Consider the following 22,747-nt stretch of genomic DNA (forward strand, 5'->3'; position numbering starts at 1 on the left):
CTCACGGCGCCGGGTAGGAACCCAGCACTTTCAGGTAGGCAACCTGCGCCTGCAAGGCGGCCAGGGCGCGTTCGACGTTGGGGTCATTGCGGTGCCCCAGCACGTCCACATAAAAATAGTATTCCCACTGGCCGGTGCGGGCGGGCCGGGATTCGAAACGCGTCATGGACACGCCGTTGGCCGCCAGCGGCGCCAGCATTTCGTAGACGGCGCCCGCGCGGTTCGGCACCGCCAGGATCAGACTGGTCTTGTCCTTGCCGCTGACCAGCGGTTCGATATTGCCGATGGCCAGGAAACGCGTACGGTTGTGCGGATCGTCCTGGATGCCGGCGGCGACGATCTGCAGGTTCCAGGCGGGCGCGGCCACTTCGCCAGCGATGGCCGCGATGCTGGGGTCGCCCGCGGCCGCGCGCGCGGCCTCGGAATTGCTGGACGCGGCCACGCGGGCCACGTCGGGATAGTTGCGCGTCAGCCAGCCCTGGCACTGGGCCAGCGCCTGCGGGTGCGCGGAAATCGTCTTGATGCCGTCCATGTTGCCGGACTGCGACATCAGGCAATGGCGGATGACCAGCGAACGCTCGCCCAGGATCTTCAGGGGCGTGTTCAGCAGCAGGTCCAGGCTGCGGTTGACCGCGCCTTCGGTGGAGTTCTCGACCGGAACCATGCCGACGTCGGCTTGCCCCGCCTCGACCGCGCGGAACACCTCGTCAAACGATGCGCAAGGCAGCTTCTGCACGGCGTGGCCGAAATGCTCCTGCGCCGCCTGTTCCGAGAACGAGCCTTGCGGCCCCAGGAAGGCGACCGTCATGCCGCGCTCCAGGCCGCGACAGGCCGAGATGATCTCGGTCCAGACGGCCGCCACGCCGGCGTTCGGAAACGGGCCGGGATTGGTCTGCTGCAGGCGGCGGATGACGTCGGCTTCGCGCTCGGGGCGCAGCACCGGGCCATCGGCATTGGCGGCATGCTTGACCTCGCCCACTTCCAGCGCGGCGCTCGCGCGCTGCGTCAGGAGGTCGAGGATCTGGGCGTCCAACGCGTCGATGCGCTGACGCAGGGGGAGCAGCTTGCGCTGCAGATCGTCATCCATAACGGCGCTCGAATTCCTTGAGGTACTCGACCAGCGCCGTCACCCCGGCCAGGGGAACGGCGTTGTAGATGGAGGCACGCATGCCGCCCACGCTCTTGTGGCCCTTGAGCTGCGTCAGGCCGGCGGCTTCCGCGCCTTGCAGGAAGGCGTCGTTGAGCGACTCATCGCGCAACACGAAGGGCACGTTCATGCGCGAACGCACGGGCGCGTGAATCGGATTGCGGTAGAAGCTGGTGCTGTCCAGGTAGCCGTACAGCAGCTCGGCCTTGGCCTTGTTCGCGGCTTCCATGCCGGCGACGCCGCCGTTGGCCTTGACCCACTTGAACACCAGGCCGGCAACGTAGATGGCGAAGGTGGGCGGGGTGTTGTAGCGCGAGTGTTCGGCTGCCACGTTGGCGTAGTCGAACGCGGACGGGCAGATCGGCAAGGCGTGGCCGATGAGATCGCGGCGCGCGATGACCATGGTCACGCCCGCCGGACCGGCGTTCTTCTGCGCGCCGGCATACAGCATGCCGCAGCGCGTCACGTCCATCGGACGCGACAGGAAATGCGAGGACGCGTCGACGACCAGCGGCACGTCGGGCGCGCCCAGCGCGGCGGTGTCGGGCCAGTCCATGAACTCGACGCCGCCGATGGTTTCATTGCTGCACAGGTGCAGATAGGCCGAATCCGGACGCACTGTCCAGGTATCGACCGGCGGCACCCAGGTCAGCGGTGCCTGCTCGCGGCCATCCAGCTGGATGGACTGGTCGCTGCTTGCTGCCACATGAGTGCTGCCGTAGCGGCCGGCTTCCTTGTACGAACGCTTGGACCAATGGCCCGTCACGACGAAGTCGGCCGCCGGCGTGCCGCGGCGTCCCATGAGGTTCATGGGAACGATGGCATTTTCCCCGGAACCGCCGCCCTGCATGAACATGACGGCGTAATCCGCCGGCAGTCCGAGCAGGTCGCGCAGATCGGACTCTGCTTCATCGCAGATCTGCACGAAGTGCTTGCCGCGATGGCTCATTTCCATCACGGACATGCCGCTGCCGTGCCAGTCCAGCATTTCCGCAGCGGCTTGCTGCAGCACCACCTCGGGCAAGGCCGAGGGGCCTGCCGAGAAGTTCCAGGGGCGGGCCATTATTGCTCCGTAGGTTCCGTCGAATCCGTCGAGTCCGCAGCGCCGTTGTCGTCGCCGCCATCCGTGTCCTGGCCATCTTCGCCCAGGTCGCCATCATCGTCCGCATCGCTTTCGACGACGCGGCGCACGCCGGACAGCGAGCTGCCGTCATCGACGTTGATGAGCGTGACGCCTTGCGTCGCGCGGCCCATTTCGCGGATTTCGGAGACGCGGGTGCGCACCAGCACGCCGCCGGTCGTGATCAGCATGATCTCGTCCGAAGGCATCACCAGCACCGCGCCCACGACCTTGCCATTGCGCGAGCTGGTCTGGATGGCGATCATGCCCTTGGTGCCGCGGCCATGGCGCGTGTACTCGGTGATCGGCGTGCGCTTGCCGTAGCCGTTTTCGGTGGCGGTCAGCACGCTTTGCGTTTCGTCGCCGGCCACGAGCAACGCGATGACGGTCTGGGTGTCTTCCAGCATCATGCCGCGCACGCCGCGGGCGTTGCGGCCCATCGGACGCACGTCGTTCTCGTCGAAGCGCACGGCCTTGCCGGAGTCCGAGAACAGCATGACGTCATGCTTGCCATCGGTCAGGTCGGCGCCGATCAGGTAGTCGCCATCGTCCAGGTCCACGGCAATGATGCCGGCCTTGCGCGGGTTGGAGAAGTCGGACAGCGGGGTCTTCTTGACCGTGCCGCGCGAGGTCGCCATGAAGACGTAGTGGTCTTCGCTGAATTCCTTGACCGGCAGCACCACCGTGACCTTCTCACCTTCGGCCAACGGGAACATGTTGACGATGGGCTTGCCGCGCGAGTTGCGCGTGCCTTGCGGCACTTCCCAGACCTTCAGCCAGTACACGCGGCCGCGGTTGGAGAAGCACAGCAGGAAGTCGTGCGTATTGGCAATGAACAACTGGTCGATCCAGTCGTTTTCCTTCATGGCCGTGGCCTGCTTGCCGCGTCCGCCGCGCTTTTGCGAGCGGTACTCGGACAGCGGCTGGCTCTTGATGTAGCCGCCGTGCGACAAGGTCACGACCATGTCGGTCGGCGTGATCAGGTCTTCGGTGTCGAGCTCTGTGGCGTTCAGTTCGATCTCCGAGCGGCGCGTATCCTTCGCGCCGGTCGAGAACTCCGCCTTGATGGCCTGCAGCTCTTCACCGATGATCGTGGTGATGCGCTCGGGGCGCGCCAGGATGTCCAGCAGGTCGGCGATGGTGGACATGATGTCCTTGTATTCGCCGACGATCTTGTCCTGCTCCAGCCCGGTCAGGCGTTGCAGGCGCATGTTCAGGATTTCCTGGGCCTGCGTGTCGCTCAGGCGGTACATGCCGTCGCCCTGGAGGCCGAACTCGGCGCCCAGGTCGTCCGGACGGAAGGCCGCGCGGCCTCCCGGCGTATCGCCGTCGGCGCGCGACAGCATCTCGCGCACCAGCGAGGAATCCCACGACTTCGCCATCAGTTCCTGGCGGGCGACCGGAGGAGTCGGCGCCGCCTTGATGATGGCGATGAAGTCGTCGATATTAGCCAGCGCGACGGCCAAACCTTCCAGCACGTGGCCGCGTTCGCGGGCCTTGCGCAGCTGGAACACGGTGCGGCGCGTGACCACTTCGCGGCGATGCTGCAGGAAGTAGTCGATCATCTGCTTCAGGTTGAGCAGGCGGGGCTGGCCGTCGACCAGCGCCACCAGGTTCATCCCGAAGGTGTCTTGCAGCTGCGTGTTCTTGTAGAGGTTGTTCAGGACGACCTCGGGAACCTCGCCGCGCTTGAGCTCGATGACCAGGCGCATCCCGTCCTTGTCGGACTCGTCGCGGATATCCGAGATGCCTTCGATCTTCTTGTCGTTGACGAGCTCGGCAATGCGTTCCTGCAGCGTCTTCTTGTTGACCTGGTAGGGGATCGCGTCGACCACGATGGCCTGGCGGTTGCCCTTTTCCATGTCCTCGAAGTGGGTCTTGGCGCGCATGATGACGCGGCCGCGACCGGTGCGGTAGCCTTCGCGCACGCCGGACATGCCGTAGATGACGCCGCCGGTGGGGAAATCCGGGGCCGGGATGAGCTCCATGAGCTCATCGACCGAGCAGCCCGGATTGCGCAGGCAGTACAGGCAGCCGTCGACCACTTCCTGGAGGTTGTGGGGCGGGATGTTGGTGGCCATGCCCACGGCGATGCCCGAGCTGCCGTTGACCAGCAGGTTGGGCAGGCGCGACGGCAACAGCAGCGGTTCTTGTTCGCTGCCATCGTAATTGGGGCCGAAGTCCACGGTTTCCTGGTCGATGTCGGCCAGCAGTTCGTGGGCGATCTTGGCCAGGCGGATTTCGGTGTAACGCATCGCCGCGGCGTTGTCGCCGTCGATCGAGCCGAAGTTGCCCTGGCCGTCGACCAGCATGTAGCGCATGGAGAAATCCTGCGCCATGCGGACGATGGTGTCATAGACGGACTGGTCGCCGTGGGGGTGGTACTTACCGATGACGTCCCCGACGATACGCGCCGACTTCTTATAGGCGCGGTTCCAGTCGTTGTTCAGTTCGTGCATCGCGTAGAGCACGCGCCGGTGGACAGGCTTGAGCCCGTCCCGCACATCCGGTAGCGCCCGACCGACGATCACGCTCATCGCGTAATCGAGGTAACTGCGGCGCATCTCTTCTTCCAGCGATACCGGAAGCGTCTCCTTGGCAAAGGAATCCATATATATAACGACAGAATCGTGTAAGGAGGAACCCGGGCCGGGTAAACAGGAAATTCTATCATCCGATTACTGGAGCGGTCAGAAGGGCTGCCTGAAGTCGCTCGCCGGGCAAGCGGACCGCAAGACATATGGACAGGTTCGACCGCGCACCAGCCCGCGTCCTGCGGGCCTGTTGTCAAAAACCAACATGGAAAACGGATGGAGCGCCGAAAACGTCATATCCAGCACCAATGCGCCTCTCCAGGGAAGCCAAAGCCCCCCAAATGCCTTAAGATTGTTTCCAGCACGCAGGAAACCCAGTAGCTATTCCTTTGAACCAGCTCTTGGCGTTGCTATACTGGCCCCGTTTTCCTGATATGCGGCGGGGGTTCGCTGCGAGTCACTTATCCAGCTTCAAGCTCAACGAGGAGAAACATGAACAAACCCTCCAAATTCGCTCTGGCGCTCGCCTTCGCCGCCGTCACGGCCTCTGGTGTAGCTTCCGCGCAAACCGTGGACAACTGGCGCAACCCGTTCGGTGACGTTTGGAAGAACGGCACGAACGAACTGTGCTGGCGCGATGCATTCTGGACCCCGGCCACCGGTATCCCCGGTTGCGACGGCGTTCCGGTTGCACAACAGAAGGCGAAGCCGGCCCCGATGGCGGCAAAGGTCGTGTTCAATGCTGACACGTTCTTCGACTTCGACAAGTCGAACCTGAAGCCCGAAGGCCGTCAGCTGCTGGACCAAGTCGCCCAGCAAGCTCGCGGTATCGACCTCGAAACCATCATTGCTGTTGGCCACACCGACTCGATCGGTACTGACGCCTACAACCAGAAGCTGTCCGAGCGCCGCGCCGCTTCGGTCAAGGCCTACCTGGTCAGCAAGGGTATCGACCCGAACCGTATCTACACGGAAGGCAAGGGCAAGAAGAACCCGATCGCTTCCAACAAGACGAAGGAAGGCCGCGCCCAGAACCGTCGCGTTGAGATCGAAATCGTGGGTAGCCGCAAGTAATTGCCGGACTAGCTACAATAAGGGGGCCTCGCATAGCGAGGCCCTTTTTTTCGCCAGCCACGCACCAAACCGGTGCAAGGCCGCGCCCCTCCCTCGCCTCGCGCGACGGACCCCTCTATATATAGAGTCATAGAGTCGCCTTAAGCTGAACCTGCCCATGACTACGCAAACTCACGACACCGCCCGCCCCGCCATCAACGCCGACCAGGCCGAACTGGACAAGTTCGGCGCCCTGGCCAGCCGCTGGTGGGACCCCGAAAGCGAGTTCAAGCCCCTGCACGCCATCAACCCGCTGCGGCTGGAATGGATCCAGGAGTGCGCGGGCAGCCTGGCGGGCAAGAAGGTGCTGGACGTGGGTTGCGGCGGCGGCATCCTGTCCGAGGCGATGGCGCGCGGCGGAGCCGAGGTCACCGGGATCGACTTGGCGGACAAATCCCTGAAAGTAGCTCGCCTGCACGGCCTGGAATCGGGCGTGAAGGTGGAATATCGCAAGGTCCCCGTTGAGGAACTTGCCGCCGAACAGCCCGGTCAGTACGACGTGGTGACCTGCATGGAAATGCTGGAACACGTGCCGGACCCGGCCTCGATCGTGCGCGCCTGCTCGACCCTGGTCAAACCGGGCGGCTGGGTGTTCTTTTCGACGCTGAACCGCAATCCCAAGTCCTTCCTGTTCGCCATCGTCGGCGCGGAATATGTCCTGCGCTTGTTGCCGCGCGGCACGCACAGCTATGACCAGTTCATCAAGCCCAGCGAGCTGTCGGCCGCCGTGCGCGGCGCCGCCCTGGAACCGGTGAGCATGCGCGGCATGGAATACAACCCGATCACCCAGATCTACACCCTGTCGTCCGACACCTCGGTCAATTACCTGATGGCTACCCGCAAATGAGCGCCCTGATCCTGTTCGATTTCGACGGCACGCTGGCCGACACCGCCCCCGACCTGGCCGCAGCGGCCAACCGCCAGCGCACCCGCCGGGGCCTGGAACCAATGCCTTACGAGGCGCTGCGCCCGGTCGCGTCCCAGGGCGCGCGTGGCCTGTTGCGCGTTGCGTTGGACCTGAAGCCCGGCGATGCGGAATACGAACCGACCCGGCTGCAATTCCTGGAAGACTACGCCGCCGGCTCCACCGTCCACAGCAAGCTGTTCCCGGGCATCGAAGCATTGCTGGCGGACATCCGCAACCGTGGATTGTCGTGGGGCATCGTGACCAACAAGGTCACCTACCTGACCCTCCCCATCGTCGAATACCTGGACCTCACCCGCGACAGCGCGGTCCTGGTCTGCGGCGACACCACCGCGCACGCCAAGCCGCACCCGCTGCCGCTGCAGCATGCCGCCCGTGAGGCGGGCTTCGCCATCGACCGCTGCGTCTATGTCGGCGACGACCTGCGCGACATCCAGGCCGCGCACGCGGCGGGCATGCCGGCCGTGGCGGCCGCCTACGGCTACGTCGGCGAAGACGAGAACATCACGACCTGGGAAGCGGAAACCTGCGCCAATACCCCCGCGGAACTCTGGCCCGCCATCCAGCCGCTGCTGCCCAGCGACCTGCGCTAGGCTGACCCCGGCGGGCCGTCTGACGGCTCGCCGCGGCTCTTGCAGTTGTTAGAGCGAATTAGTTGAATCCATCGAATAATCTTTCCGGATTCAGAGCCTTTATCCTGAAACCAAAGTCACTTACAGTGTGGCTCATGCACGGCATTCGGGTGCTTCCCGATTGCCTTTTCCGGCTTAGTCCGGAGGTTGCGGACAACATCGTCCACCACCACTGATCCAACGCCCCGGCGCCCTACGGCCCCGGAGCATTGCCCGGCGCTCCGACCCGGCGCACCTCAGACCTTTTTTAGACCGCCCACAACGCCCACGCGCGCCGCCATCCGGCGCTGCGCCAGAGGAATGCCTATGCTATTGCCCATCCTGTTACTTTCCGCCGCCGGCTTCACCATCCTGACCACCGAGTTCCTGATCGTCGGCTTGTTGCCCGGCCTGGCCCGCGACCTGAACGTCACCGTGTCCCAGGCCGGCCTGCTGGTCACGCTGTTCGCCTTCACGGTGGCGGCCACCGGCCCGCTGCTCACTGCGCTGATGGCCAACATCGAGCGCAAGCGCCTGTTCATCAGCGTGCTGGTGCTGTTCGGCCTGTCCAACGCCCTCGCCGCCGTCGCGCCCAACATCTGGATCATGGCCGTGGCCCGTTTCGTCCCTGCCCTGGCCCTGCCGGTGTTCTGGTCGCTGGCCAGCGCCACGGCGGTGGAACTTGTCGGCCCTGCCCGCGCCGGCCGCGCCATCTCCATGGTTGCCTTCGGCATCGTGGCGGCCACGGTGTTCGGCATTCCCATCGGCGTGCTGATCTCGGACGCCTTCGGCTGGCGCGCCGCCTTTGCCGTGCTCTCGGTGGTGGCGTTCGCCAAGGCGCTGCTCCTGCTGTTCGCCTTCCCCAGCACTCGCATCCGCGCCGACAGCGTCAAGCTCGTCACACAGCTGCGCATCCTGCGCAATCCCATCGTGGTCGGCCACGTGCTGTTGTCGCTGCTGGTCTTCACCGGAATGTTCACGGCCTACACCTACCTGGCCGACATGCTGGAGCGGCTGGCAGGTTTCAATGGCCAGATCGTGGGCTGGACGATGATGGCGTTCGGCGCGGTCGGCCTGGTCGGCAATACTTTGGGCGGCCGCATGGTGGACCGCAGCCCCTTGGGCGCGACCGCGCTTTTTTCGGCGCTGATGGCGGCCGGATTGGCGGTCATCGCCCCCGTCATGCAATCGCATGGGCTGCTGGCCGTGGCGTTGGGCATTTGGGGCATCGCGCAGGCCGCGCTGTTCATCGTCTGCCACGTGCGCCTGATGAAATCCGCGCCGGAAGCGCCAGCCTTTGCCGCGTCCCTGAATATCTCGGGCGCTAATATCGGCATCGGCCTGGGCGCCGTGGTCGGCGGACACGTCATCGACAACTACGGGCTGGCGTCCCTGGGTTGGGCCGCGGCGGTCATCGTCGGCGTTTCCGTGGTCCTGGCCTTCGTGCTGATGGCGGCTTCGCGGCCGCGCCGCGAGCCCAAGGCTGTCTGCGCCAACGCCGCCTGATCGCCGGCGGCTTGCATCTTCGGCGCCAACGGCGCCTGAGGCCCGCCTGTATCGTCCGCGCCACGCCCGGGCAAGGCGGCGCAGGCGGTACAGCAGGCTATGACATTTACCAGTACAATAGATCTTCTTGGGGCCGATCCGGATTCGACGTGGGTCGCGAAACAACTCAGGGCATGCCGAGCACCAGTACGCTCGTTAAACCACTGGAACACTACAAACGCCAACGACGAGCGTTTCGCTCTCGCCGCTTAAGCGGTGAGCCGCTGCACTGATCTGTCCTTGGGTCAGGCGGGGGAAGGCAACTTCCTAGGGGGGTAACCCTCGAACCGCAGCAGCGACATTCACAAGGAATCGGTTTGAACTGGGGTCACACGGTTCAAATTTAAATTACGTGAATCGCTCTGGTCCGGCCTGTCGGTTGGCTAAGTCCAGGGTTAAAACCAAATAAATCGACTACGCATGTAGAACTGGTTGCGGAGGGCTTGCGGACGGGGGTTCAATTCCCCCCGGCTCCACCAAATACCGCATAAGGCCGGTCTGATCAAAAATCAGACCGGCCTTTTTTATTTGCCGGCGGCAGACATCCGCCGTCTACCCCAGAATGTCGCGCTTTTCCTGGTCCAGCTGCAGCCGCTGTTCGACCAGGAAGTCCATCAGCGCCCGTATCTTGGCGGGCATCTGCGCCCGCGACGGCACGTACAGGAAGAAGCCGGGAAACGGCTTGCACCAGGGGCGCAACACGCGCACCAGCGTTCCGTCCGCCAGTTGCCTGCGCACGCACAGGTCGATGTGCTGCACCAGCCCTATCCCCTGCGCCGCCGCGCGCAACATGCTGTCGTCGTCGTTGAAGACGGCGTTGCCCTGCGGCTCCAGCACAACGGTGCGGCCCTCGGCGTCCGGCGAAGAGAAGGACCAACGGTCTATCGTGCCGCTGGAGGTGTAGCGGTAGGACAGGCAGTTGTGCTGCATCAGGTCGGCGGGCGTTTCGGGAATGCCGTGGCGTTGGAAGTAGGCCGGCGCGCCGACGATGGCCATTTCCAGCATGGGCGTGACCGGCACGGCAACCATGTGCTCGCCAGGCTTTCGCCCAGACGTATGCCGGCGTCCAACCCTTCGGCCACGATATTGGAGAAGCCGTCGTCCATGACCAGCTCCAGCCGCAGCTTGGGATAAGCCGCAAGGAACCTGTCCATGGACGGTTCCAGCAGCAGCCGCGCCGCCGGGCGGGACGTGTTGATGCGGATCAGCCCCGCCGGTTCGGCGCAGGCCTCGCCCAGTTCTCCGACCGCCCGTTCGATGGAAGTGAGCGCCGGTCCCAGGGCATCGAACAGCCGCTGCCCTTCCTCGGTCAAGGACACGTCGCGCGTCGTCCGATGCAGCAGACGCACGTTCAGGTGCTGTTCCAGCGCCTTCAGCTGTTGCGACAAGGCCGCGCGCGACACCTCCATTTCCGAGGCTGCCTTGGTGAAGCTGCGATGGCGGGCAATGTGCGCGAACCAGGCAAGCGCGGGAAGTAAGGTGGGCGACATGGGCATATTGGTAAGCATAGCTTAACTCTCATGTCTTTAATGCGTATTTATCTGAATCAATGAGGCTCCTAAGATGGCTCCATCAGCACTCAGCCACCGCCCCCCCTGGAGTCCCGTCATGGAAAAAGTCAGCATCAAGAACCTGAACGGCCAAGACATCACCCTGGCCGCCGTCATCCACTTCCCGGCAGGCTTCGACGCCGGCGCGAAGTACCCGGCCATCGTCGTATCGCATCCTGGCGGCGGTGTGTTCCCCAACGGCAGGGAGAACACGGTGCAGGATGCCCGCGTCCTGAAGTAATCCCCCTACACGCAACAACACCGCAAGGAATCCATCATGACCTCGACCACGATCAAGCACGTCAGCTACAGGAACCTGGGCTGGGACAGCGCCGCCGACCTCTACCTGCCGCCGGGCTTCGACGAAAAGAAAAAATATCCCGCCATCGTCAGCACCCATCCCATCGGCAGCTGCAAGGAACAGACCAGCGGCAACGTCTACGGCGCCGGACTCGCGAAAGAGGGCTTCATCGTCCTCGCCTTCGACGCGAGCTTCCAGGGCGCCAGCGGCGGCGAGCCCCGCTACATGGAAGACCCGGCCATCCGCGTGTCGGACATCCGCTACGCCATCGACTACCTGCAGTCGCTGCCCTACGTCGACGCGGAGCGCATCGGCGCCATCGGCATCTGCGGCGGCGGCGCCTATACGATCCATGCCGCCATCACCGACCATCGCATCAAGGCCCTGGCCTCGATCACCGGCGTGAACTTCGGCCGCCTGATGCGGGAAGGCTTCTCCAATTTCGATCCGGTGGCCGCGATCGAAGCCATGGCCAAGCAGCGCACGGCGGAAGCCGCGGGCGCCGCGCGGCACGTCATCAGCTACCTGCCGGACTCGGTGGAAGCAGGCAAGCAGGCCGGCATCAGCGACATCGACGTGCTGGAAGCCACCGAGTACTACAAGACGCCGCGCGGCCAACAGCCCAATGGCGCCAGCAGTGGCCTGTTCTCCTTCAATAGCGCGGCCATGGGCTGGGATGCCTTCATCAATGCCGAGGTCCTGCTGACCCAGCCGCTGATGGTGGTGATGGGCAGCAAGCCGGGCGGCTTCGGCGCCTACCGCGACGGCTGGGAAATCTATGGCCGCGCCGGCTCCAAGGACAAGCGCATGGTCCTGGCCGAAGGCTGGTCGCACTACGACCTCTATGACAAGCCCGAACCCGTGGCCCTGGCCATGGCCGAACTGACGCCCTTCTTCAAGCAGCACCTGTAGCCGCCCGGCAGCGCCGGCCACTGGCCGGCGCGATACTCAGGCCTCCAGCCTGAACTGCGGCAAGGTGATCTCGTCCGACGCCCGCTCGAAGCACACCCGCACGCGGCTGCCTATCCTGACCGCCTCGGGCGGGCTTTCGACGATGTTGGCCATCATGCGCACGCCTTCGTCCAGGTCGATCATGGCGACGACATAAGGCACCTTCCCGCTCAGCGCCGCATTGCTCGGCCGACGGTTGACGGTGTAGGTATAGACGGTGCCCAGGCCGCCGCATTCGATCCACTCGATGTCGTCCGACAGGCAGGCCGCGCAGAACTCGCGCGGATAGAACTGGCGCGTCTTGCAGCAAGCGCATTGCTGGACGACCAGGCGATGCTCCTTGGCCGCGTCCCAGTACGGCTGGGTGATCCGGGTCGGTTGCGGCAGCGGGCGTTGAACTTGGTCCATGGTCAGACTCCGAGGATCAGGGTGGTGTTGCAGGAAAAAACCAGGCCGGGCGCGTGCACCAGGGCCAGCTCCGCCTTGGGCAATTGGCGCTCGCCGCATTCCTTGCGCAATTGATGCACGGCTTCGAGCAGCAGCAGCATGCCGAACTGGCCGGGGTGGTTGTATGAAAGGCCGCCGCCCGAGGTATTGATGGGAAAGTCCCCGCCCGGCGCCAGACGCCCGTCGGCCACGAAAGCGCCGCCCTCCCCGCGCTTGCAGAAGCCCAGTTCCTCCAGCGACTGGATCACGCCGATGGTGAAGTGGTCATAGATCTGCACCACATCAATATCCGCGCGCGTGACGCCGGCCATGGCCAGCGCGGCGTCCGCCGTCTGCGCCACATTGGTGTCCAACCAGTCCGCGGTATTGAACGGCGTGTAATGGTGCGAGAACGATTCGGCAATCCCCATGACGTAGACCGGCGGCCGCTTGAGCTCGCGGGCGCGCGCCGCGGACGTGATGATGACCGCGCCGCCGGCGTCGGTCACCAGGCAGCAGTCGCGCTGGCGCAAGGGGTCGGCAATCATCTTGGAAGCCATGACCTCCTCGATGGAGGTTTCCTCGCGCCGGTAGGCCTTGGGGTTGAGCTGCGCCCATCTGCGCGCCGCCACCGCCACTTCAGCCAGGTCCTTGTGGGTGGTGCCGTAGCGCTGCATGTGCAGCTGCGCCACCATCGCGTAATAGCCGATGGGGCTCAGCTGTCCATAGGGCGTGATGAATTGCCCGCGCGGCATGCGCATGTCTTCAGGCGTGCCGCCCACCTTGCGCGTGCCGTCGGACAGCTGAGTGCTGCCGTAGGCCACCAGCGCCACCTCGCACATGCCGGCCTCGATCGCGGCCATGGCGTGGCGGATGTGCATGACGCTGGACATGCCGCCGACGCTGGTCGAATCCACATAGCGCGGCCGTATGCCCAGGTACTCGGCCAGATGCAGGCCGGCGAACTTGTCGTCCACGTGCGCGAACACGCCGTCGACGTCCTTGAGCGTCAGTCCGGCATCGCGCAGGGCGCGGGCCGCCGCCTGCGCCTGCAGGTCCAGCGAGGTCATCCCGGGCACTTTCCCCAGGTCGGATTCGGCGGCGCCGACGATGGCGACCGATTTCGAAAGATGCTTGGTCATGTAGGAATCTGCTCCTGTGGCAGTCGAAGATAAAGGTTCAAAGCGTGCGGGCGATCAGCTCGCGCATGACTTCCGAAGCGCCGCCGTAGATCCGGTTGGGCCGCACGTCGGTGTAGGCGCGGGCGATGGGGTATTCGCGCATGTAGCCGTAGCCGCCATGGAACTGCAGCAGGTCGTCGATGGCGCTGGTGGCTTCCGATGCCCACAGCTTGGCCATGGCGGCGCCGCCGGCGTCCAGTTCGCCGTCCAGGTACTGCTGCACGCAGCCGTCGACGAAGGCGCGGGTGGCGGCGGCCAGGGTCTTGATGTCGGCCAGCTTGAAGCGGATGTGCTGGTTGTCGATCAAGGCACGGTCGAAGGCGCGCCGCTCCTTGGTGTAGTCGACGGTCCATTGCAGCGCGCTCTCCAGCGCCATGGCGCAGCGCACCGCGATCATCAGGCGCTCGCGCACCAGTTCCTTCATCAGGTAGCCGAAGCCCTGCCCCGGTTCGCCCAGCATGTCCTCGTCCGGCACGAACATGTCCTGGAAGAACAGTTCGGCCGTGTCCTGCGCCTTCTGCCCGACCTTGTCCAGCAGGCGTCCGCGCGTGAATCCGGGCGTCGTTGCGTCGACCCAGAACAGGCTGATGCCGCGCGCGCCGGCGCCGGGGTCGGTCTTGGCCACCACCAGCACGCGGTCGGCGTGAAAGCCATTGGTGATGAAGGTCTTCTGGCCATTGATGACGTAGCCGCCCTGCGCCCTGGCCGCCGCCGTGCGTATCGCCTTGACGTCGCTGCCGGCGCCCGGCTCGGTCATGGCGATGGAAGCCACGATGTCGCCCCGCGCCATGCCGGGCAGGTGGCGCAGCTTCTGGCTTTCGGTGCCGAAGTTGAGCAGGTAAGGCGCGACGATGTCGGAATGCGTGGTGAAGCCGGTGACGCCGGTGGCCAGCGCGCGGGCGATTTCCTCCACCACGATGATGGTGTGCAGGAAGTCCCCGCCGCCGCCGCCGTATTCATCGGGCGTGCTGGGCAGCAGGATGCCGGCCGCGCCGGCCTTGCGCCACAGCTCGCGCGGCACCATGCCCTCGTGTTCCCATTGCTGGTGATGGGGGGTGATCTCGTCCGCGATGAAGCGCGCCACGGTGTCGCGGAACAGTTCATGGTCCGCCGAAAAAAGCTTGCGCTGCCGGTTCATGTTGCCTCCTGGTCTGTCATGGTGCGCCGCCTATGCCTGCGGCCAGTAGCGCTGCTTGACCAGGCGCTTGAGCAGCTTGCCGGTCTCGGTGCGCGGCATGTCGACAGAAAAGTCCACGCTCTTCGGGCACTTGACGGGCGAGATGCGGTCGCGGCAATAGGCGATCAACTGCTGCGCCAGGTCCGGGCTGGCGGCGGCCGGGTCGCGCAACTGCACGACGGCCTTGACCTCCTCGCCGAACTCCGCGTTGGGCACGCCGACCACCGCCACGTCGGCCACCGCGGGATGCGTGCTCAGCAGGTTCTCCGCTTCCTGGGGATAGATGTTGACCCCGCCCGACACGATCATGTTGGACAGGCGGTCGGTCAGGTAGAGATAGCCGTCCTGGTCCAGGTAGCCGATGTCGCCGTAGGTGGCCCAGCCGCGCTCGTTGTAGGCGCCGCGCGTCTTGCCCGGATCCTTGTGGTATTCGAAGGAGCCGCCGCCCGAGAAGTAGATGACGCCGGGCTGCCCCGCGGGCAACTCGTTCAGTCCGTCCTCGCTCATGATGTGGGCCTGGCCGAACTCCGGCCGGCCGACCGAGCCGCGGTGCGCCAGCCATTCGCCCGAGCCCAGCGAAGTGCGGCCGACCAGTTCGGTGCCGCTGTAGTACTCGTACAGGATCGGCCCCCACCAGGCGATCATCGCCTCCTTGACGTCGACCGGACACGGCGCGGCCGCATGCACGGCATAGCGCAGCGTGGACAGGTCGTGGCGCGCGCGCTCCTCCTGCGGCAGCCGCAGCAGGCGGATGAACATGGTCGGCACCCATTGCGAATGGGTGACGCCGTAGGTGGCGATCGCCTCCAGCGCCGCGGCCGCGTCGAATTTTTCCATCATGACGCAGCTGCCGCCGGCGCGCAGCGCAGCCATGTTCCAGCGCACCGGCGCGGCGTGATAGAACGGCGCGGTGGACAGATAGACCGTGTCCCGGTCGAATGCCTTCCATGCGCTGCTGGGCGCGTCGCCGACGCGGAAATAGCGGTTGGCGACCGACAGCGGCCGCTTGATGCCCTTGGGCAGGCCGGTGGTGCCGGAGGAATACAGGAAGTCCGTGCCTTCCGGCGTTTCAGGCAAGGCCACGCCGTCGCCGTGGCGGCCGATCCAAGCCTCGTACGGCATCGCGGCGGCGTCCGCGCCGTCCATGCTCACGCGCAGCACGCCGCGCGCATCCAGGCTCGCCGTATCGGTTTCGGCCTGGGTGTGGCCCGAATAGAACAGGACCCGGGCGTCGCAGTTTTCAATGATGTAGCGCGCTTCCTCGCGTTTGAGGTGGCGGCTGATGGTGGTGTAGTACAGGCCGACGCGGTGCGCGGCCCACAGCAGCTCGAAAAAGCGCGGGTGGTTCTCCAGGAACACCGCGATCACATCGCCGGGCTGCAGGCCGGCATCCAGCAGGGACGCCGCGCATTTGCGGCTGCGCAGCTCCAGCTCGCGCCAGGTGACGGCGATGCCGGAAGGAATCATGCGGTAGGCGATGCCATCCGGCATCTCCCGGGCATGGGCTTCTAGTGCGGACATAGGGACCTCCAGTTTGCTCAATGCGCCAGGCTGGCGACGCCGTTGCTCAACACCACCGTGCCGCGCTCATGGGCCAGCGCGCGGAATTGCAGGCTGGCGCCGTCGCGCCAGATCTCCACGCGCAACGTCTCGCCAGGAAAGAACGGCGAGGAAAAGCGCGCGGCGATCGCGCCCAGCCTTTGCGTGGCGTCGGGCGCGCAGGCTTGCAGCAAGGCGCGCGCCGCCATGCCGTAGGTGCACAGGCCATGCAGGATGGGCCGGTCGAAGCCGGCGGCGCGCGCCATGTGCGGCAGCGCGTGCACCGGATTCAGGTCGCCGTTCAGCCGATACAGCAGGGCCTGCTGCGGCAAGGTCGACAGCAGCACCACCTGGTCCGGCGCGCGCTCTGGCGTGGCCGGCAAGGCCTGCGGCGGCTCGTCGCCCTGGCCGAAGCCGCCATCGGCGCGGCAGAACGACACGTGCTCCACGGTGGCCAGCGGCGCGCCGCTATCGGCGTCCGAGATGTCGCGCACCGTCACCACCAGCGCCCCCTTGCTGGCGCCCTTGTCCACCACCCGCGTGACGCGGGTCTGGCTGCGCACCGCGCCGGCCGCGGCCAGCGGCGCGTGGAAGGTCATGCGGTGCTCGCCGTGCAGGATCTTCACCCAGTCGATGCCGGTGGCCGGATCGGCGGCCCAGCCGTTGGGCGCCCCGATGGTGGCCAGGAACGTCGGCACCACCGCCGTGCCGTCCTCATGCACGTAGCGCAGCTCCGCTTCATTGGCCGGGTCGCTGCCGTAGCCCAGGCCCAGCGCGTAGATCATGCAGTCGCGCGCGTCGTAGCGGTCGACGCGGTCTTCGAACTTCCAGTTGCGCAGGTTTTGATAATCGATTGCCATGGATCATGCCTCCCTACGCATGCGGACGGCGCCTTGCCGCCCGCATGCGGGTCACTCCGCCTTGATACCGGCGGCCTTGATGATTTTTTCCCAGCGGTCCTTTTCCGACCGGATGAAGCTGTCGAACTCGGCCGGTGTGCCGCCCAACGGAATACCGCCCTGCTGCGCCAGCTGCTTTCTCACTTCCTCGTCCGCCAGCACCGCGTTGAGCTCGGTGTTCAGCCGCGCGACCACGGCCGGCGGCGTGCGAGCCGCGACCAGCACGCCCAGCCAGGCGCCGACGTCCACGTCGGGATAGCCCTGTTCGGCCAGCGTGGGCACGTCGGGCAGGATCTGGCTGCGTTCGCGGGTGGTGACGGCCAGCGCCCGCAACCTGCCGGCCTTGACCAGCGGCGCCACGGTGATGACGTTTTCGACCGTGAAATCGACCTGGCCCGCCACCAGGTCGTTGGTCGCGGGCGCGGCGCCCTTGTACGGCACAGTGACCGCGGTGAAGTCCAGCCGGTTTTTCAGCAGCTCGCCGCCCAGGTGGCCGGAGGTGCCGATCATGGAAACGGCCATGGACAGGTTGCCCTGCTTCTTGCGCGCATAGTCGCGGAACTCCGCCAGCGTCTTGACCGGCGCGTTGGCGTTGACGACCAGCGCGTTCGGCATGGTGATGATGCGGATCACCGGGGCGAAGTCGGACATCGCGTAGGGCAGCTTGCTGTACAGCGTGTAATTGACCGCATTCGGCCCGCTGCTGCCCATGACCATGGTGTAGCCGTCGGGTTCGGCGCGCAGCAGGCCTTGCATGCCCAGAATGCCGGCCGCGCCGGCCATGTTTTCCACCACCACCGGCTGCCCCAGCCGCTCGGACAGCTTCTTGCCTATCACCCGGCTGGTGATGTCCAGGATCCCGCCGGGCGAACTGGGCGCGATCAGGCGCAGGGGCTTGTTCGGATAATCGTCGGCCGCGCGCGCCATCGGCGGCAGGGCCATTGCAGTCATCAGGCCGGCCAGCACTGCCAGCGTGTATCGCCTGCGTGTGTTCATGTATGTCTCCTGATAGTTCTGTGTCCGCGGGCTTGTGGCGCCCGCTGTGACGAATCCGGCGACCGGATCCGCTGCCGCGCGTCAATCCACCTTCATGCCGGTGGCGTCGACCACGCCCTGCCACTTCTTCACTTCGGCCTTCAGGAAGGCCCGGCCCTCTTCCGGACCGCCAGTCAGGGGCCGGGCATAGATCCGGTCCATGAACTCCTGCACATCGGGTTGCTTGTTGATGTCGGCGACGGCGTCGGCCAGGGTCTTCAGGACCGGCGCCGGCAGCTTGGCGGGCGCCGCCATGAAATACACCGCCTCCACGTCATAGCCCTTGAGGCCGGCCTCCTCGATGGTGGGCAGGTCCGGCATCGCCTTCATGCGTTCGCGCCCGGTCACGGCCAGCGCCTTCAGCTTGCCGGACTGCACCAGCGGAATCGCGGTGGACACGCTGCCGAACATCATGTCGACCGTGCCCGACATCAGGTCCACCTCCGCCGGCGTCACGCCCTTGTAGGGCACGTGGGTCATGTCGACCCCGGCCATGACCTTGAACAGTTCGCCCGCCAGATGGATGGACGAGCCCATGCCGGCCGAGCCGAAGGTCAGCTTGCTGCCTGGCGCCTTGGCCTTGCGGATCAGGTCGTCGACGCTCTGGATGCTGGAACCCGGCGGCACCACCAGGATGTTGGGCGTGGACGCCACCATGCCTATGGGCATCAGGTCGCGCTCCCAGTCATAGGGGTTGCGCTTCATGGCGGCATTGGCCGCCACGTAGTTGGCCGCCATCGCGATGGTGTAGCCGTCGGCCGGCGCCAGGGTCAGCGCCTGGATCGCGATGTTGCCGCCGGCGCCCGGGCGGTTTTCCACGATGAACGTCTGGTTGAAACGCTCGCCCAGCTTCTTGGCGTACAGGCGGGCCAGCAGGTCGGTGGCGCCGCCCGGCGCGAAGCCGACGTACACCCGTACCGGTTTGTCCGGATAAGCGTCGGCCCCGCTGGCTGCACCGACGGCAGCCAGGCTCAGTACAGCGGCCAACAATCCCTTCAACATTGCCATGAGTCGATCTCCTTCCGTTTTTTTAGAGATATGGGAATGTCGGGCCAACTTATTCCGACATACCGAACAGTATAACGACTTGCCGATAATAATTGTCAATATTTCCGGTGATGTGTATATTTGTTCGGAACCTCGGAATAAATTTGAACCGTCAGGCGTCATCCCGGGATATCGGATTTCGGGCCCAGGGCGCCGGGCACCCATCAGCTACAGAAGGGGAATGGAGATGGACCTGCAACTCACCGGCAAAGTCGCTGTCATCACGGGTTCCGGCCGCGGCATCGGCTATGCCTCGGCCCTGGCCCTGGCGCAGGAAGGCGCCAGGATCGTCATCACGGACATCAACCCGGAATCGGTGGAACAGGCGGTCGCCGGCCTGAAGCAGGCGGGCCACGACGCCATCGGCGCCGTGCTCGACGTCTGCGACGCCGAGCAGGTCCAAACCATGGCCGAACTGGCCGCGCACGCGTTCGGCGGCATCGACATCCTGGTCAACAACGCCGGCTTCACGCGCGACAAGTACCTGCTCAAGATGCCGGTGGAAGACTGGGATTCGGTGGTGGACACCATCCTGAAGGGCGCCTACTACTGCACCAAGGCCGCCCTGCCCTCGATGATGGAAAGGAAGTGGGGCCGCGTCATCAACATCGCTTCGCGCGCGCACTGGGGCAATCCCGGCCAGACCAACTATTCCGCCGCCAAGGCAGGCCTGATCGGCTTCACCCGCGCGCTGGCGCTGGAACAGGGCAAGTTCAACATCACCGCCAACGCCATTGCCCCGGGGCTGATCGAAACGCCGCTGGTGCGCGGCCTGTCCACCTATGAAACCCTGCGCACCAATGCGCTGGCGCGCCAGCCCGTGCCGCGCCTGGGCGCGGTCGAGGACATCGCCAACGCCGTGGCCTTCCTGGCTTCGGAACGGGCCTCCTTCATCACGGGCGAACTGCTGCACGTGACCGGCGGCCGCTACGCTTCGTAAAACGCCCTCTCCGCGCCCCTCTTCCGGAATCCGATCAGCCATGCAAAGCGCAAGCCCAGCCAGCCAGTCCCCGCTTCCCCCCATGCCGCCGCAGCAGCCCCTGCGGGTCGGCCACCGCTTCGAATCCGCCGGCCGCACCATCACCGAAAGCGACATCGTCAATTTCGCCTGCCTGTCCGGCGACTTCAACCGCCTGCACGTCGACCACGAGTACGCCAGCGCCACGCCGTTCGGCCAGCGCATCGCCCACGGCCTGCTGGTGCTGTCCGTCCTGTCCGGACTGACCACCCAGTCCAGCGGCTACCGCCAGCTGGAGCCCTACGTGCTGGCGCTGATCGACATCAACTGCCGCTTTCCCAAGCCCACCTTCATTGGCGACACCATCACCGTGCGGGTGACGGTGACGGAAAAAACCGAGCAGTACCGGCCCGGCAAGGACAAGGTGGTGTTCCGGCGCGAGGCCGTCAACCAGCGCGGCGAGGTCGTGGTCCAGGCCGATTTCGCGATGGTGCTGCGGTCGATGGAGGGCGCGGCATGAAACCGTTTGCAGACCTGAGCCGCTTCGTCAACCCGCGCAACGTGGCGGTGGTCGGCGCTTCCGCGCGCGAATCCAGCCAGGGACGCCGCCTGTACGACAACCTGGTGCTGCATTCCGCGGTGCCGGGCGAGGTGTACGCGGTCAATCCCGCCTACCAGGAGATCGGCGGGCGGCCCTGCTGGCCATCCATCAGCGCCTTGCCTGAGGCCGAGATCGACGTGGCCCTGATCATGATCAACGCCGCGCTGGTGCTGGACGCCTTGCGGCAATGCGTGGCGCGCGGCATTCCCTACGCGGTGGTCATGACCTCCGGCTTTTCGGAAGCGGGCGAGGAAGGCCGGCGCCTGGAACGCGAGATCGCCGAATTGTGCGAGGCCACCGGCCTGCACGTATACGGCCCGAACTGTCCCGGCTTCGTCAATGTCCGCGACCGCCTGGGCATGACCTTTTCCCCCGCCTTCAAGGACGACCTGAACGCCGGCTCCATCGGCCTGGCGACGCAGGGCGGCGGCCTGGGGCGCAACCTGCTGCAGGGCCTGTCCTTCGGCCAGGGCGTGGGCCTGTGGTTTTCCGCGGGCAATGAGGTCGACCTGGAGATTCCCGACTTCATCGCCCACATGGCGAACGATCCGCAGATCAGCGTGATCGCCCTGCTGATGGAAGGCGTCAAGAACGGCAGGCGCCTGACGGCCGCGCTGGAGCTGGCGCGCGCCCGCAACAAGCCGGTGGTGGTGCTGAAGGTCGGCCGCTCCGAAGCCGGCGTGCGCGCGGCGCAGTCGCACACCGCGTCGGTGGCCGGCATGGCCGCCGTCAACAGCGCGGTGTTCCGGCAGTTCGGCGCGATCGAAGTCGACGACCTGGACCAGCTGCTGGCGGCGGCGCGCCTGTTGACCCGGATCACGCCCAAGAGCGGCAAGGGCCTGTGCATCTATACCTTCTCGGGCGGCACCGCCGCGCTGGCGGCCGACATCGCCGGCGCCGCCGACCTGCCGATGGCGGCATTCTCCCCCGCCACCAAGGCCGCCCTGCGCGAGCGCCTGCCGGATTTCGCCAGCATCGACAATCCGGTCGACACCACCGCCGACATCCTGCGCAATCCCGCGGCCTCGGCCGACTGCCTGCGCGCGATCTGCGCCGATCCCTCGGTCGGCACCGTTCTCTTCCCGATCCCGATGGACTACGGCGTCATCACCGACGGCATGGCGCAGGCCATCGCCACGGTGGCGGCCGAAACCGAGACCCTGATCGTGCCGGTCTGGATGAGCCGGCGCCTGGGCGGCGGCTTCCAGCTGCTGGAAAGCGCCGGACTGCTGCCCTTCCTGTCGCTGTCGGACGCGATCGCGGCCCTGGCCAAGGCCGTGCCCTGGCAACGTTCCCCGCGCCAGCCCGCGGCCGCCGCGCCCCATGCGGAAGCCGCCGGCGGTGACGCCCGCATGCTGAGCGAAGCCGCGGCCAAGCAGCTGCTGCGGGAAGCCGGACTGCCGATTCCGCAGGGGACGGTCGTCACCAGCGCCGCACAGGCAGCCGTAGCGGCCGAGCGCCTGGGCTTCCCCGTGGTGATGAAGGTGGTCAGCGCGCAGATCGCGCACAAGACCGAAGCCGGCGGAGTCAGGCTGGGCATCGCCAGCGCCGGTGCGGCGCGCGAGGCCTACGCAGCCATCCATGAAGCCGTGGCGCGCCACAATCCGGACGCCGTGATCGACGGCATCCTGGTGGAGCGCATGCTGCCGCCGGGCGGCCGCGAGGTGCTGGTCGGCGTGCACAGCGACGCGGCCTTCGGCCTGGTGCTGACCTTCGGCCTGGGCGGCATTTTCGTGGAGACCATCCGCGACGTGGCCCACCGCATGATTCCGCTGTCGCGCGACGACGCCCGCGCGCTGCTGCGCGAGATCCGCTACGCCGAGGTGCTGGACGGCGTGCGCGGCCAGGCGCCCGCCGACCTGGCGGCCCTGGAGGACCTGATCCTCAAGGTCTCGGACTACGCCTGGAACCATCGCGACACCTTGCAGGAAATCGAGCTCAACCCGGTCTGGGTCGGCGCCGAAGGACAGGGCGCGATGCCGCTGGACGCGCTGATAGGCCTGCGCGCCGACGCCGATTCCGCCTCGGAACGGCGCCCGTCATGAACGCCGCCGGACACCTCTCTTCGACCCTACCCGCCTAGGACC

19 protein-coding genes, 1 other RNA gene and 1 pseudogene are annotated in these 22,747 nt (G+C 66.0%); 10 read left to right on the forward strand and 11 right to left on the reverse strand.

Going from position 1 to position 22,747, the window contains the following annotated elements; genetic code table 11:
- Nucleotide 1 precedes the first annotated feature (1 nt).
- From pheA to gyrA, 3 genes are read right to left on the reverse strand one after another with little or no spacing between them, the layout of a single operon-like run.
- Nucleotides 2-1,087: a prephenate dehydratase gene (pheA, locus tag HWY37_RS09485; RefSeq protein ID WP_175206403.1), complete on the reverse strand. Its 1,086-nt coding sequence runs from the start codon at nt 1,085-1,087 to the stop codon at nt 2-4.
- Entirely contained in the window at nt 1,080-2,210 is a 1,131-nt protein-coding gene (serC, locus tag HWY37_RS09490) for a 3-phosphoserine/phosphohydroxythreonine transaminase (RefSeq protein WP_176088514.1), read from the reverse strand. The genes pheA and serC overlap by 8 nt, the downstream gene beginning before the upstream one ends.
- Complete coding sequence (gene gyrA / locus HWY37_RS09495; protein ID WP_175206401.1) at nt 2,210-4,879, reverse strand: DNA gyrase subunit A; 2,670 nt, start codon at nt 4,877-4,879, stop codon at nt 2,210-2,212. The genes serC and gyrA overlap by 1 nt, the downstream gene beginning before the upstream one ends.
- Nucleotides 4,880-5,293: 414 nt before the next feature.
- On the opposite strand from gyrA, the gene ompA reads away from it, so the two are divergent.
- The 5 genes from ompA to ssrA all read left to right on the forward strand — a co-directional run bounded on the left by ompA (nt 5,294) and on the right by ssrA (nt 9,474).
- The gene (gene ompA, locus HWY37_RS09500) at nt 5,294-5,875 is read left to right on the forward strand and encodes an outer membrane protein OmpA (RefSeq protein WP_175206400.1); all 582 of its coding nucleotides are present in this window, start codon (nt 5,294-5,296) and stop codon (nt 5,873-5,875) included.
- A gap of 157 nt (nt 5,876-6,032) precedes the next feature.
- Nucleotides 6,033-6,761, forward strand: a complete 729-nt coding sequence (gene ubiG, locus HWY37_RS09505; RefSeq protein ID WP_176088515.1) for a bifunctional 2-polyprenyl-6-hydroxyphenol methylase/3-demethylubiquinol 3-O-methyltransferase UbiG — start codon at nt 6,033-6,035, stop codon at nt 6,759-6,761.
- Nucleotides 6,758-7,432: an HAD-IA family hydrolase gene (locus HWY37_RS09510; RefSeq protein ID WP_176088516.1), complete on the forward strand. Its 675-nt coding sequence runs from the start codon at nt 6,758-6,760 to the stop codon at nt 7,430-7,432. The genes ubiG and HWY37_RS09510 overlap by 4 nt, the downstream gene beginning before the upstream one ends.
- 345 nt (nt 7,433-7,777) lie before the next feature.
- Complete coding sequence (locus HWY37_RS09515; protein ID WP_175206397.1) at nt 7,778-8,956, forward strand: MFS transporter; 1,179 nt, start codon at nt 7,778-7,780, stop codon at nt 8,954-8,956.
- A gap of 129 nt (nt 8,957-9,085) precedes the next feature.
- Nucleotides 9,086-9,474, forward strand: a transfer-messenger RNA (tmRNA) gene (gene ssrA, locus HWY37_RS09520).
- A 73-nt stretch (nt 9,475-9,547) separates the two neighbouring features.
- Here ssrA and HWY37_RS34885 read toward each other — a convergent pair.
- Nucleotides 9,548-10,503 (reverse strand): annotated as a pseudogene (locus tag HWY37_RS34885) (LysR family transcriptional regulator).
- 100 nt (nt 10,504-10,603) lie between these two features.
- Between HWY37_RS34885 and HWY37_RS09530 the strand changes: the two are divergent.
- Together HWY37_RS09530 and HWY37_RS09535 are read left to right on the forward strand one after the other, a co-directional pair.
- On the forward strand, nt 10,604-10,786 hold the full coding sequence (locus tag HWY37_RS09530) for an alpha/beta hydrolase (RefSeq protein WP_175206297.1): 183 nt from the start codon (nt 10,604-10,606) through the stop codon (nt 10,784-10,786).
- Nucleotides 10,787-10,822: 36 nt separating this feature from the next.
- Complete coding sequence (locus HWY37_RS09535) at nt 10,823-11,758, forward strand: alpha/beta hydrolase (RefSeq protein WP_175206395.1); 936 nt, start codon at nt 10,823-10,825, stop codon at nt 11,756-11,758.
- A 36-nt stretch (nt 11,759-11,794) separates the two neighbouring features.
- Here the strand turns inward: HWY37_RS09535 and HWY37_RS09540 are convergent, their stop codons facing one another.
- From HWY37_RS09540 to HWY37_RS09570, 7 genes are all read right to left on the reverse strand, one after another.
- On the reverse strand, nt 11,795-12,205 hold the full coding sequence (locus tag HWY37_RS09540) for a Zn-ribbon domain-containing OB-fold protein (RefSeq protein ID WP_176088517.1): 411 nt from the start codon (nt 12,203-12,205) through the stop codon (nt 11,795-11,797).
- Between the two features lie 2 nt (nt 12,206-12,207).
- Nucleotides 12,208-13,365, reverse strand: a complete 1,158-nt coding sequence (locus tag HWY37_RS09545) for an acetyl-CoA acetyltransferase (RefSeq protein WP_175206393.1) — start codon at nt 13,363-13,365, stop codon at nt 12,208-12,210.
- A gap of 37 nt (nt 13,366-13,402) precedes the next feature.
- Nucleotides 13,403-14,542 (reverse strand): acyl-CoA dehydrogenase family protein, encoded by a 1,140-nt coding sequence (locus tag HWY37_RS09550; protein WP_175206392.1) that lies wholly within the window; start codon nt 14,540-14,542, stop codon nt 13,403-13,405.
- Nucleotides 14,543-14,572: 30 nt separating this feature from the next.
- The gene (locus HWY37_RS09555; protein ID WP_176088518.1) at nt 14,573-16,102 is read right to left on the reverse strand and encodes an AMP-binding protein; all 1,530 of its coding nucleotides are present in this window, start codon (nt 16,100-16,102) and stop codon (nt 14,573-14,575) included.
- A 17-nt stretch (nt 16,103-16,119) separates the two neighbouring features.
- Nucleotides 16,120-16,980 (reverse strand): MaoC family dehydratase, encoded by an 861-nt coding sequence (locus tag HWY37_RS09560; protein WP_176088519.1) that lies wholly within the window; start codon nt 16,978-16,980, stop codon nt 16,120-16,122.
- A 51-nt stretch (nt 16,981-17,031) separates the two neighbouring features.
- Complete coding sequence (locus tag HWY37_RS09565; RefSeq protein ID WP_176088520.1) at nt 17,032-18,015, reverse strand: Bug family tripartite tricarboxylate transporter substrate binding protein; 984 nt, start codon at nt 18,013-18,015, stop codon at nt 17,032-17,034.
- 81 nt (nt 18,016-18,096) lie between these two features.
- Complete coding sequence (locus HWY37_RS09570) at nt 18,097-19,062, reverse strand: Bug family tripartite tricarboxylate transporter substrate binding protein (RefSeq protein WP_176088521.1); 966 nt, start codon at nt 19,060-19,062, stop codon at nt 18,097-18,099.
- A 226-nt stretch (nt 19,063-19,288) separates the two neighbouring features.
- Between HWY37_RS09570 and fabG the strand changes: the two genes are divergently transcribed.
- From fabG to HWY37_RS09585, 3 genes are read left to right on the forward strand one after another with little or no spacing between them, the layout of a single operon-like run.
- Nucleotides 19,289-20,041, forward strand: coding sequence for a 3-oxoacyl-ACP reductase FabG (gene fabG / locus HWY37_RS09575; protein WP_176088522.1), 753 nt, complete (start codon nt 19,289-19,291; stop codon nt 20,039-20,041).
- 40 nt (nt 20,042-20,081) lie between these two features.
- The gene (locus tag HWY37_RS09580) at nt 20,082-20,579 is read left to right on the forward strand and encodes a MaoC/PaaZ C-terminal domain-containing protein (RefSeq protein ID WP_176088523.1); all 498 of its coding nucleotides are present in this window, start codon (nt 20,082-20,084) and stop codon (nt 20,577-20,579) included.
- A complete protein-coding gene (locus tag HWY37_RS09585; RefSeq protein WP_176088524.1) occupies nt 20,576-22,705 on the forward strand; it encodes an acetate--CoA ligase family protein in 2,130 nt (709 codons plus the stop codon). Before HWY37_RS09580 ends, HWY37_RS09585 begins: the two co-directional genes overlap by 4 nt.
- Nucleotides 22,706-22,747: the final 42 nt, after the last annotated feature.

The organism is Achromobacter anxifer (assembly GCF_903652925.1).
Lineage (GTDB): Bacteria > Pseudomonadota > Gammaproteobacteria > Burkholderiales > Burkholderiaceae_B > Achromobacter > Achromobacter anxifer.